Below are 11,151 nucleotides of genomic sequence, written 5' to 3'. Positions count from 1 at the left end.
GAATCTCGACGGTTTGCGCACGTTGGCGGGGTCGCGAGCGTGCGTTCAGCGCTGCTTTTCGACGGCGTGTCGGCTACAAACGCGCACGCTCGCGCAGATTAGGTGGCGCCGCGGGTTACAGGGTGACTTCGTTGAGTCGGCCCGTCGCGACGTCGAAGACGAAGCCCCGCGCCGACTCGTGCCTGGTGACGAACGGGCTGGCCTCGATCCGCCGCAGCGACTGCCGCACGTCTTCCTCGACGTCGACGAAGGCTTCGGCGGCCCATTCGGGCTTGATGCCGATCTCGTCCTGGATCTGCTGCTTGAAGCCGTCGTCGGTGAAGGTCAGCATGCCGCAGTCCGTGTGGTGGATCAGGATGATCTCTTTGGTGCCGAGCAGCCGTTGACTGATCGCCAGCGAGCGGATCTCGTCGTCGGTGACGACGCCGCCCGCGTTGCGAATGACATGGGCCTCGCCGTCGCCGAGGCCGAGGATCCGGTACACGTCGAGACGAGCGTCCATGCACGCCACCACCGCGACATGCTTACTCGGCGGCAGCGGCAATGGACCGGAGAAGGTGCTGGCGTACGCCTCGTTGTTCTTCAGGTATTCATCGGTCGCAGACATTTCTCGACGATAGCCCTGCATCGGTGCCGCGACCCCGAAGAAAATCACCACGATCCGACGGTGGCAGCTCGTGTCTGCCGGGGCTCGACCTATGTCTGCGCCGTGGCGCGAGCGTGCACAAAGTGCAGAGATCTCGCGGCGTGTTGTGTGCGAACACGCACGCTGGCGGGAATGAGGTGGGGTGGTCAGCCAGGAATGGTCACGACGAAACGCGTCTCGCCGGGACGGCTGTGCACCACGATCGCGCCCCCGTGCGCCTTGACGACCGCGGCGACGATCGCCAATCCGAGTCCTGTGCTGCCGTCGCGACGGGAGCGCGACGTGTCGCCCCTGGCGAACCTCTCGAAGACCTCGGGCTGCAGCCAGGCGGGGATGCCGGGGCCGTCGTCGGCCACCGTCAGCACCACGGAGCGATCCGCGGCGACGGTCAGCGAGATGGTGACCGAGGTGCCGGGCGGGGTATGGGTGCGGGCGTTGGCGAGCAGGTTCGCGAGCACCTGGTGCAGACGGGCCTCGTCGCCGACGACGATTATCGGCTCCTCGGGCACGTCCAACGACCAATCGTGTTCCGGGCCGGCGACGTGGGCGTCGCTGACCGTGTCGACGATCAGGCGGGAGAGATCCACCGGCTCGCGCTGCAGTGGCCGCCCGGTGTCGAGTCTGGCCAGCAGGAGCATGTCCTCGACGAGTTGGGTCATTCGACGTGTCTCGGACTCCACGCGGCTCATCGCGTGGGCGACGTCGTCGGGTAGGTCGTCGCGTTTGCGTTGCGCCAGTTCGGTATAGCCGCGGATGGCGGCGAGCGGGGTGCGCAGCTCGTGGCTGGCGTCGGCGACGAACTGACGGACGCGCGTCTCGCTGGCGTGCCGCGCGGACAGCGCCGACGCGATCCGGTCCAGCATCCGGTTCAGCGCCGAGCCCAGCTGGCCGACCTCGGTGTGCGCGCTCGCCGGGTCCACCTTCACGATCGGCGTCGGCAATCGCACCTCGCCGCGGTCGAGTTCGAGATCGGCTACCTGCTGGGCGGCATCGGAAACCCTTGCGAGCGGGGCAAGTTGACGACGAATAATCAGGATCCCGGCCGTTGTTGCGACGATGAGCGCGGTCGCCCCGACCAGGCAGAAGATGATCGCGACCGTCAACAGCGTGTCGTCGACGTCCGAGGTCGGCAGCCCGGTCACGATCTTCTCGCCGGGTCGATGCCCGGGCAGCGCGATCACCCGATAGCGGCCGAGCCCCTCGAGGTCGACGGTCGTCGGCGTGTCCGGCACCACCTGTGCGAGCTGCTGCGCTGCGTCAGCGCTGATCTCGCTGCGCGTGCCGTCGGCGGTGATCACCCCGGCGTCTACCGGGGTGCCGCGCGAGACCACCGCGCCTACCGTGCGGGCTGCCTGCCCGGGCGCGTTGAGGAAGGCGGGACCCGGCCCGAGATCGTCGCGGATGATCATGCGTTGCCGGAACCCGGGCCGCGGAAATCCGGGCGGCGGGGGCGGAGGGCCGAACTCGAACAGGCCCGACGAGCGTCGACCCGTCTCCGCCAGGCGCTCGTCCAACTGGTTCATCAGGAAGTGTTGCAGTGCAAGCTCGGTGCCTATCCCGACGGCCGCACACACCAATGCCAAGAGCACGATCTGCGAGGCCAGCAGCCGCGCCCGCAGCGACCAGGTCCGCGGTGAGCGGATCCGCGCACCGTCAGCGCGCGGGCTTGAGGACATACCCCGCACCGCGCAGGGTGTGGATCATCGGCTCGCGCCCGCTGTCGATCTTCTTCCGCAGATAAGAGACGTACAACTCGACGATGTTGGACCGGCCGCCGAAGTCGTAGCTCCAGACGCGGTCGAGGATCTGTGCCTTGCTCAGCACACGTTTGGAGTTGCGCATCATGAACCGCAGCAGCTCGAACTCCGTGGCGGTCAAGGTGATCAGCTCACCGCCGCGGGTCACCTCGTGACTGTCCTCGTCGAGGACGAGATCGCCGACGAGAATCTTGGCGCCTCCGGATTCGCTCGCCACGCCGGTGCGCCGCAGCAGTGCCCGCAACCGCAGCACGACCTCCTCGATGCTGAACGGCTTGGTGACGTAGTCGTCGCCGCCTGCGGTCAACCCGGCAATGCGGTCTTCGACGGAGTCTTTGGCGGTCAGCAGCAGCAGCGGAAGCCCAGGTGTCTGCTCGCGCAGTTTGTGCAGCACCTCCAGCCCACTCATGTCGGGCAGCATCACGTCGAGCACCACGACATCGGGCGGAGTTTCGCGGGCTGACGCTATCGCCGATGCGCCGTCGCCCGCGGTCGCGATGTTCCAGCCCTCGTATCGCAGAGCCATCGACATCAGCTCGGCGAGCACCGGTTCGTCGTCGACGACCAGTACCTGAATCGGGTTCCCGTCGGCTCGGCGCATGACGACCCGACCCGGTTCGGTGACGGCTGAAGGACGGGACGTGGACACGGCCCCATTATTGGCGGCCGCGATGAGCGGAATGTGAGTGTTTCCTATGTGCCGGCTGTGAACAGCATGTGCAACGGTCAGTCGATGGTCGGTGCCGGTTCCGCGGTCACGGGCGGCGTGACGACCGTCGTCTCCGGTGCTTCGGGAATCACCGTTTCGGTGATGGTCTCGCCAGTGGTGATCTCCGAGGTTGTCACGGGACCGGGCGTGACGGTCGTGTCGTCCTGAGCGGCAGTGCTGGATGCCACCGAGAACGCACCCATTGCGAGCAGGGCGCTGGTGCCGACCGTCGCAGAGAACATCTTGATCTGTTTCGAGTTCACCTGGACCTCTCCGTCGTCTGGTGGCCGCGGCGGCCAACGCCGTGGCCTCGAACAGCGCATTTAGGCTCGTCGTCGAGTCCTTACCTCGCTGGATAACCGAACCCGCGGCCGGCGAAACGACCGGGACACGCCTCCTCGGCGATAAATATCAATCCGCGGTCTGGCTAACCTGTGCGCATGCAGCCGACGGACGGACACTCCGCATGACGCGGTTCCTGGCGCGCCGACTGCTCAACTACCTGGTGTTGCTGGCGCTGGCGTCGTTTCTGGTGTTTCTGCTCGCCTCATGGCAGTTCAATCCGCTCGACAGCCTCGAGAGCCGCAACCCGCGCCCGCCCCAGGCCGTGATCGACGCCAAACGCGTCGAGCTGGGACTCGACAAGCCGGTGCTCGAGCAGTACGTCCACTGGGCGTCCGGCGCCATCCGCGGCGACTTCGGGGTCACCGTCGGCGGGCAACCGGTGACCGACGAATTGTGGCGACGCGTCGGGGTCAGCCTGCGGCTGCTCATCATTGGCTCGGTGGTCGGCACGATAATCGGCGTCGCCGCCGGCGCGTGGGGTGCGATCAGGCAGTACCGGCTCAGCGACCGCGTGGTCACGCTGCTGTCGTTGCTGGTGATCAGCACACCGATATTCGTCCTGGCCAACCTGTTCATCCTCGCGGCGCTGGGTGTGAACAACGTGCTAGGCGTCCGGATCTTCGAGTACACCGGTGAGACGTCTACCTACCCCATCGAAGGCGCGTGGAACCAGTTCGTCGACCGGTTGCAGCACCTGGTGCTGCCGAGTATGACGCTCGCGCTTGGCTCGATCGCGATCTACAGCCGATACCAACGCAACGCGATGCTCGACGTGCTCGGCCAGGACTTCATCCGCACCGCGCGGGCAAAGGGCCTGACGCGACGGCAAGCCCTGGTCAAACACGGGCTCCGGACGGCGCTGATTCCGATGGCGACGCTATTCGCCTACAGCGTCGCGGGGTTGGTCACCGGCGCGGTGTTCACCGAGAAGATCTTCGGCTGGTACGGCGTCGGCGAATGGATCGTCACCGGTATCGGCAATCAGGACATCAACATCGTCGCCGCGATCACCATCTTGTCCGCCGTGATGATCCTGCTCGCCGGCCTGCTCTCCGATGTCGTCTATGCGGCGCTCGACCCGAGAGTGCGCGGATCATGACGGCAGAGCTGTCGACGACCGCGCGAACCGGTGTCGACGCCGCGCGGTTCACGTCGCGCAAATCGCTGGTGTTCCGCCGTTTCCTGCGCAACAAGGCGGCGGTGATCTCGTTGGTGTTGTTGGTGCTGCTGTTCATCGGGTGCTACGCGTTGCCGCCGCTGCTGCCCTACAGCTACAGCGAACTCGATTACTACGCGTTGCAGCAGCCCCCCAATCCCGAACACTGGTTCGGGACCAATGCGCTGGGGCAAGATCTGCTCGCGCAGACACTGCGGGGCATGCAGAAATCGATGCTGATCGGCGTCTGTGTCGCGTTCATCTCGACGATCATCGCGGCCACCGTCGGCACCATCTCCGGGTACTTCCTCGACTGGCGGGACCCGGCCCTGATGTGGCTGGTCGACCTGATGCTGGTGGTGCCGAGTTTCCTGCTGATCTCAATCGTGGTGCAGCGCACCAAGGGTGACATCGTCTGGATGATCGTGTTGCTGTCGTTGTTCAGCTGGATGATCAGTTCGCGGATCGTTCGCGGCATGACGATGAGCCTGCGCGATCGTGAATTCGTCGCCGCGGCGCGGTATATGGGTGTCAGCGGCCCGCGGATCATCGTGCGTCACATCCTGCCCAACGTCGCGTCGATCATCATCATCGACACCGCGCTCAACGTCGGCGTCGCGGTGTTGGCCGAAACCGGCTTGAGCTTCCTCGGATTCGGCATCCAGCCGCCCGACGTGTCGCTGGGCACACTGATCGCCGACGGCACCAAGTCGGCGACGACGTTCCCGTGGCTTTTCCTGTTTCCTGCCGGAGTGCTGGTGCTGATCATCTTGTGCGCCAACCTGGTTGGTGACGGCCTGCGCGACGCGCTAGACCCGGGCGCGCAGCAGCTGCGGAAGCGCCGGCCGCGATGACTCTGCTCGAAGTCCGCGACCTCACCGTCGCGTTCCCGACCGACACCGCGCCGGTCAACGCGGTGCGCGGCATGAGCTTCGACGTCGACAAGGGCGAGGTCGTCGCGCTGGTCGGAGAATCGGGGGCGGGCAAATCGGCCAGCGCGATGGCCGTCATCGGACTGCTGCCCGAATACGCCGACGTGGCCGGCTCGATCCGCCTCCACGGGGACGAGCTGATCGGCCTGTCGGATCAACGGATGTCGGCGATCCGCGGGAAGTCCATCGGCACGGTGTTCCAGGACCCGATGTCGGCGTTGACCCCCGTCTACACCGTGGGCGACCAGATCGCCGAGGCGATCGAGATTCATCAGCGTGGCGTCGGTCGCCAGGCGGCCAGGAAGCGGGCGGTCGAACTGCTCGAGTTGGTCGGCATCGCGCAACCCGACCGGCGGGCGAAATCATTCCCACACGAGTTGTCCGGTGGCGAGCGCCAGCGGGTGGTGATCGCGATCGCGATCGCCAACGATCCCGACCTGCTGATCTGCGACGAGCCGACGACCGCGCTGGACGTCACGGTGCAGGCCCAGATCCTCGACGTGCTCAAGACCGCCCGCGACGTGACCGGCGCCGGCGTGTTGATCATCACCCACGACCTCGGTGTGGTCGCCGAGTTCGCCGACCGTGCCTTGGTGATGTACGCCGGGCGCGCCGTCGAGACCGCGTCCGTGTCCGCGCTGTATACCGATCGCAGGATGCCCTACACCGTCGGGCTGCTGGGGTCCGTGCCGCGCCTCGACGCCGCGCAGGGTGCGCGACTGGTGCCCATACCCGGCGCACCGCCGTCGATGGCGGACCTGCCGCCCGGCTGTCCCTTCGCGCCGCGGTGTCCGCTGGCCATCGACGACTGCCGCGCCGCCGAACCTGAGCTGCTCCCGACGGGGTCGACGGAAACGGGACACCGCGCGGCCTGCATTCGCACCGAACACGTCGTCGGCCGCAGCGCCGCCGACATCTACGGGGTGTCCACCGCGCCGCCCGACACGCCGCCCGACCCCGACGCGCCGGTGGTGCTGCGGGTGGCCGACCTGGTCAAGACCTACAAGCTGACCAAGGGTGTGGTGTTCCGCCGCCAGGTTGGCGAGGTGCGTGCGGTCGACGGCGTCAGCTTCGAGTTGCAGCAGGGCCGCACGCTGGGCATCGTCGGCGAGTCCGGGTCGGGCAAGTCCACGACGCTGCACCAGGTCTTGCAGTTGACGGCTCCGGAGTCCGGTTGCATCGAAGTGCTCGGTCACGACGTCGCATCGCTGGACCGACACGCCCGGCGGGCGTTGCGGGGCGATCTGCAGGTTGTGTTCCAGGATCCGGTGGCATCGCTGGACCCGCGGCTCCCGGTGTTCGACGTGCTTGCCGAACCCTTGCAGGCCAACGGATTCGACAAGCGCAGCCGTGACGAACGGGTCGCCGAACTGCTCGCCATAGTCGGGTTGCGCCGGGAGGACGCCACACGCTATCCGACGGAGTTCTCCGGCGGGCAGAAGCAACGCATCGGAATAGCTCGGGCGCTCGCGCTGCAACCGAAGATCCTGGCGCTCGACGAACCGGTGTCGGCGCTCGACGTGTCGATCCAGGCCGGCATCATCAACCTGCTGCTGGATCTGCAGCAGCAATTCGGATTGTCCTATCTTTTCGTCTCACACGATCTCTCCGTGGTCAGACACCTCGCGCACCACGTGGCGGTCATGTACAAGGGCACCGTGGTCGAGCAGGGCGAGGGCGACCAGGTGTTCGCCAACCCCCGCCAGGACTACACCCGGCGGTTGCTCGCCGCGGTCCCGCAACCAGAAGTGCATCACAGCTAAAGTCGGAGCGCATGAGCTTGCGACGCTTCCTTGCGGCGACGATGATCACCGCGCTGACCCTGACTGCGTGTTCCGGCGGCACCGAAGAGGCCCCCTCCGCAGGCGGGGACGCAGCGGTCGGCACCAGCAACGACATCAATCCGCAGGACGTCGCCGATCTTCAGCGGGGCGGCAACCTTCGGCTGGCGCTCAATGCGTTTCCGCCCAACTTCAACCCGCTGCACATCGACGGCAACACTGGCGACAACAACTCGCTCATGAAGCCGACGATGCCGCGCGCCTTCCGGATCGCGGCCGACGGCTCTACCACCGTCAACACCGACTACTTCACCAATGTCGAGCTGACGAGTACCAACCCCCAGGTCGTCACCTACACGATCAACCCGAAGGCGGTGTGGAGCGACGGCACGCCGATCACCTGGCAGGACATCCAGTCTCAGATCCACGCCACCAGCGGGAAAGATGAGAACTTCGCGATCGCCGCCACCAACGGCAGCGACCGCGTCGCGAAGGTCGAGCGCGGCGTCGACGACCGCCAAGCCGTCATCACCTTCGCCAAGCCGTGGGCGGACTGGCGCGGCATGTTCGCGGGTACCTCGATGCTGGTCCCCAAGAGTTCGACGGCGAACCCCGAGGTATTCAACAAGGGACAACTGGACGCCCCCGGACCGTCGGCCGGACCGTTCATCGTGTCGAACCTCGACCGTGGCGCCAAGCGAATCACGTTGACCCGCAACCCCAAATGGTGGGGTACGCCGCCGCTGCTGGACAGCATCACGTTCCTGGTCCTCGACGACGCCGCGCGCATGCCCGCGCTGCAGAACAACACCATCGACGCCACCGGTCTCGCGACGCTCGACGAAATGGAGATCGCGCGGCGCACGGACGGGGTGACCATCCGGCGCGCACCAGGGCTGGCCTGGTATCACTTCACGTTCAACGGTGCGCCGGGTTCGATCCTGGCCGATCCCGCGCTGCGGCGGGCGATCGCCAAGGGCATCGACCGTCAGACGATCGCCGAGGTCACCCAGCGCGGACTCGCCGACAACCCGGCGCCGTTGAACAACCACATCTATGTCGTGGGTCAGGAGGGCTACCAGGACAACAGCGGCGCCGTCGCGTTCGATCCGGAGAAGGCCAAGCAGGAACTCGACGCGCTGGGCTGGCGGCTCAACGGCCAGTTCCGCGAGAAGGACGGGCGTCCACTCGTGATCCGCGACGTGCTGTTCGACTCGCTCGGCACGCGTCAGTACGGCCAGATCGCCCAGGCCAACCTCGCCCAGATCGGCGTCAAACTCGAACTCGACGTGCGACCGGCGGCGGGCTTCTTCACCGACTACGTCACCGTCGGTAACTTCGACATCGCCCAATTCGCTTGGAGTGGTGACGCTTTCCCGCTCGCGAGCTTGACGCAGATCTACCGGACCGGCGCGGAGAGCAACTTCGGCAAGATCAGCAGCCCGGAAATCGATGCGAAGATCGAGCAGACGGTCGGCGAGCTCGACCCCACCAAGGCTCGGAAACTCGCCAATGAGTTGGACAAGATGCTGTTCGACGAGGTGTTCAGCCTGCCACTGACCCAGTCGACCGGAAACGTCGCCGTCCGAAGCAATCTGGCGAATTTCGGCGCGTTCGGCCTGGCCGACGCGGACTACACCAAGATCGGTTTCATGAAGCCGTAGCCGGCACCGGGCCGGGCGATTTGTGGAGTTCTAGCGGCGGTGACCGCCGGTGCGGCTCCACAAATCGCAGGACTAGTTCGCGGACAAGCGCGGTCGAAGTCGCTCGGGCGCAACCGTGGCTCCAGCCTCGAGGTCGTCGATCAGCGCGTCGGCATAGCTGACCAAGCCGGTGACGTCGATGCCATGCGGCGCTTGACCGCCGTCGGTCAGGCGGGCCGACGCTCGTCGCAGCACACCGATCGCGCCTTTGGTGTTGCCTCGTTGCACATGGGTGATGCCGACCGCGAGTTGGGCGAGCCCCTGCCAGAGTGTCCGTTCGTCTTGCGGGCGGCTCTTCCACGCCGATTCCAGCACCTCGTGGGCGTTGAAGGCCAAACCGTCGTCGAGGAGTCGCTGGGCGTAGCGCAGGGTCTCGGCCGGTGAGAGGTCGAGTTCGTCGGGAATGCGCGTGACGCCCTCGCTGCCGTGGGGTAGCGGCCGGCCCAGCGCATCGCGCGGACGGGTGTTGCGGGGCCGCCCGGTTTCGTCGCGGTCACGTTCGGCCATGAACCCATCCTGGCACCCACCGCGTCGGCGCCGGCATCATCCCGCTCGGATCAGCTCGGCGGCCTTCTCTCCGATCAGCACGCTGGGCGCGTGAGTGTGCCCGCGGATGATCGTCGGCATCACCGACGCGTCGGCGACCCGCAGGCCGTCGACGCCGCGGACGCGCAGGTTTGGGTCGACCACACTGGCGTCGTCGCGCCCCATCCGGCACGTGCCGACGGGGTGGTACAGCGTGTGAGACACCGTGGTCAACGCGCGCTCCAACGTCTCGTCGTCGAGCGTGGTCGCGTCGAGCGGCCGGGCGATCCTGCCGATGACGCCTTTGAGCGCCGACGTCTGGGACATCTTCGCGCACATGCGCAAGCCGGCCATCATCGCCGCACGGTCCGCGCCGTCGGGATCGGTGAGGTACCGCGGGTCGATGATCGGCTTGTCCTTCGGATCGGCCGAGCGCAGCTCGATGGTGCCGCTGCTGTGCGGCTTGAGCAGGATCGTGCCGAGGACGACGGCATGGGTGTCGTAGGGATAGCCGACACCTTCATCGAAGAACGGGGCGGGTGCGTAGATCAGTTCCAGGTCCGGCAGCGCGAGGTCTGGACGGCTGCGGATGAATCCGTAGGCCTCCCCCACGTTGGAGGTGAGCATGCCGCGGCGGCGCAGGAAATAGTTCAGCAGCTGCAGCGGCTTCTCGGCGCCGAACAGCGAATCGTCGGGCACGTCGAAGCCGAGAGCGGCGATGAAATGGTCGAGCAGGTTGGCCCCGACATTGGGCGCGTGCACCCGCGTCTCGATGCCGTGCTCGGCCAGCCGCTCGCCGTCGCCGATGCCCGAGAGCATCAGCAGCTGAGGGCTGTTGATCGCGCCGCCGCACAGCACCACTTCGCGTCGCGCGTTGATGACGCGGCGGCGGCCGGCCTGCTCCACCTCGACGCCGACGGCACGGCGCCCGTCGAAAACCACCCTGGTCGCCAGTGCGTCGGTCTCGAGCGTGAGGTTGGCGCGCTTGAGGGCTGGCTTGAGGTAGGCGTCGGCGGCGCTCCACCGGGCACCCCGGCGCTGGGTGACGAGTGTCTCGCAAAACCCCTCAGGCGCAGCCTGGTTCGGCTTCTCGATGCGAAAGCCGGATTCTTCGGCGGCCGCCAGCCACTTGGCGGTGGAGCTGCGCGGGCTGCGCTGCGCGCTGATCGAGAGCGGACCGGCCTCGATGCGGCGCAGGTACGGCTCGAGATGCGCGTAGTCCCACTGGTCGCCTGCGGCCTCACCCCACTCGTCGTAGTCGGCGGCGAAACCGCGGACCCACATCATCGCGTTCATCGACGACGACCCGCCGACCATCTTGCCTCTGGGCCAGTAGATCTCGCGGCCGTCGAGTTCCTTCTGCGGCTCTGTGCGGTAATCCCAGTCCATCGGGCTGCGGAAGAGCTTTTGGAATCCGGCGGGGATCCGGATGAACTTGTCCTTGTCGTACGGGCCCGCTTCCAGTGCGATGACTTGAACGGACGGGTCGGCGCTCAGCCGGCCGGCCACGACCGACCCGGCCGAGCCCGTTCCCACGACGATGTAGTCGGCCTCCATTCGCGGGAGTCTAATTTCTTCTCGGCGAGCTGGGGCCCAG

The 11,151-nt window shown here is 66.7% G+C and carries 10 protein-coding genes; 4 read left to right on the top strand and 6 right to left on the bottom strand.

Translation table 11 applies throughout. The annotated features are described in order from the left end of the window. Window positions 1-115: 115 nt before the first annotated feature. The 4 genes from G6N18_RS22930 to G6N18_RS22915 form a co-directional block, all read right to left on the bottom strand. Window positions 116-607 (bottom strand): beta-class carbonic anhydrase, encoded by a 492-nt coding sequence (locus G6N18_RS22930; RefSeq protein ID WP_083005754.1) that lies wholly within the window; start codon window positions 605-607, stop codon window positions 116-118. 185 nt (window positions 608-792) lie between these two features. Continuing rightward, window positions 793-2,322, bottom strand: a complete 1,530-nt coding sequence (locus tag G6N18_RS22925) for a sensor histidine kinase (RefSeq protein ID WP_083005689.1) — start codon at window positions 2,320-2,322, stop codon at window positions 793-795. After that, on the bottom strand, window positions 2,300-3,004 hold the full coding sequence (locus G6N18_RS22920) for a response regulator transcription factor (RefSeq protein ID WP_083005693.1): 705 nt from the start codon (window positions 3,002-3,004) through the stop codon (window positions 2,300-2,302). The genes G6N18_RS22925 and G6N18_RS22920 overlap by 23 nt, the downstream gene beginning before the upstream one ends. Window positions 3,005-3,129: 125 nt before the next feature. Next, on the bottom strand, window positions 3,130-3,375 hold the full coding sequence (locus tag G6N18_RS22915; RefSeq protein ID WP_082949433.1) for a hypothetical protein: 246 nt from the start codon (window positions 3,373-3,375) through the stop codon (window positions 3,130-3,132). Between the two features lie 203 nt (window positions 3,376-3,578). Between G6N18_RS22915 and G6N18_RS22910 the strand changes: the two genes are divergently transcribed. The 4 genes from G6N18_RS22910 to G6N18_RS22895 are packed head-to-tail and all read left to right on the top strand — an operon-like array spanning window position 3,579 to window position 8,990. Further along, window positions 3,579-4,556: an oligopeptide ABC transporter permease OppB gene (locus G6N18_RS22910; protein ID WP_083005696.1), complete on the top strand. Its 978-nt coding sequence runs from the start codon at window positions 3,579-3,581 to the stop codon at window positions 4,554-4,556. Further along, complete coding sequence (locus G6N18_RS22905) at window positions 4,553-5,467, top strand: oligopeptide ABC transporter permease OppC (protein WP_083005699.1); 915 nt, start codon at window positions 4,553-4,555, stop codon at window positions 5,465-5,467. Before G6N18_RS22910 ends, G6N18_RS22905 begins: the two co-directional genes overlap by 4 nt. Continuing rightward, window positions 5,464-7,308 carry an oligopeptide ABC transporter ATP-binding protein OppD gene (locus G6N18_RS22900; RefSeq protein ID WP_083005702.1) on the top strand — a complete coding sequence of 615 codons (1,845 nt, stop codon included), beginning with the start codon at window positions 5,464-5,466 and terminating at the stop codon, window positions 7,306-7,308. Before G6N18_RS22905 ends, G6N18_RS22900 begins: the two co-directional genes overlap by 4 nt. An 11-nt stretch (window positions 7,309-7,319) precedes the next feature. Continuing rightward, a complete protein-coding gene (locus G6N18_RS22895) occupies window positions 7,320-8,990 on the top strand; it encodes an oligopeptide ABC transporter substrate-binding protein OppA (protein ID WP_083005705.1) in 1,671 nt (556 codons plus the stop codon). A 72-nt stretch (window positions 8,991-9,062) separates the two neighbouring features. Here G6N18_RS22895 and G6N18_RS22890 read toward each other — a convergent pair whose 3' ends face one another. Beyond that, window positions 9,063-9,536, bottom strand: coding sequence for a DUF309 domain-containing protein (locus G6N18_RS22890; RefSeq protein ID WP_083005708.1), 474 nt, complete (start codon window positions 9,534-9,536; stop codon window positions 9,063-9,065). Window positions 9,537-9,572: 36 nt separating this feature from the next. Further along, a complete protein-coding gene (locus G6N18_RS22885) occupies window positions 9,573-11,111 on the bottom strand; it encodes a GMC family oxidoreductase (protein WP_083005711.1) in 1,539 nt (512 codons plus the stop codon). Between the last annotated feature and the right edge of the window lie 40 nt (window positions 11,112-11,151).

The sequence above is a fragment of the Mycolicibacterium celeriflavum genome (assembly GCF_010731795.1).
Classification (GTDB): domain Bacteria; phylum Actinomycetota; class Actinomycetes; order Mycobacteriales; family Mycobacteriaceae; genus Mycobacterium; species Mycobacterium celeriflavum.
Note: the sequence above shows the minus strand (reverse complement) of the source record. Positions and strands in the feature narration are given on the sequence as shown.

What these genes read in the sequence shown, in the direction of transcription:
- G6N18_RS22930 (WP_083005754.1), bottom strand. Translation starts at nt 607, where the DNA reads ATGTCTGCGACCGATGAATACCTGAAGAACAACGAGGCGTACGCCAGC.
- G6N18_RS22925 (WP_083005689.1), bottom strand. Translation starts at nt 2,322, where the DNA reads ATGTCCTCAAGCCCGCGCGCTGACGGTGCGCGGATCCGCTCACCGCGG.
- G6N18_RS22920 (WP_083005693.1), bottom strand. Translation starts at nt 3,004, where the DNA reads ATGCGCCGAGCCGACGGGAACCCGATTCAGGTACTGGTCGTCGACGAC.
- G6N18_RS22910 (WP_083005696.1), top strand. Translation starts at nt 3,579, where the DNA reads ATGACGCGGTTCCTGGCGCGCCGACTGCTCAACTACCTGGTGTTGCTG.
- G6N18_RS22905 (WP_083005699.1), top strand. Translation starts at nt 4,553, where the DNA reads ATGACGGCAGAGCTGTCGACGACCGCGCGAACCGGTGTCGACGCCGCG.
- G6N18_RS22900 (WP_083005702.1), top strand. Translation starts at nt 5,464, where the DNA reads ATGACTCTGCTCGAAGTCCGCGACCTCACCGTCGCGTTCCCGACCGAC.
- G6N18_RS22895 (WP_083005705.1), top strand. Translation starts at nt 7,320, where the DNA reads ATGAGCTTGCGACGCTTCCTTGCGGCGACGATGATCACCGCGCTGACC.
- G6N18_RS22890 (WP_083005708.1), bottom strand. Translation starts at nt 9,536, where the DNA reads ATGGCCGAACGTGACCGCGACGAAACCGGGCGGCCCCGCAACACCCGT.
- G6N18_RS22885 (WP_083005711.1), bottom strand. Translation starts at nt 11,111, where the DNA reads ATGGAGGCCGACTACATCGTCGTGGGAACGGGCTCGGCCGGGTCGGTC.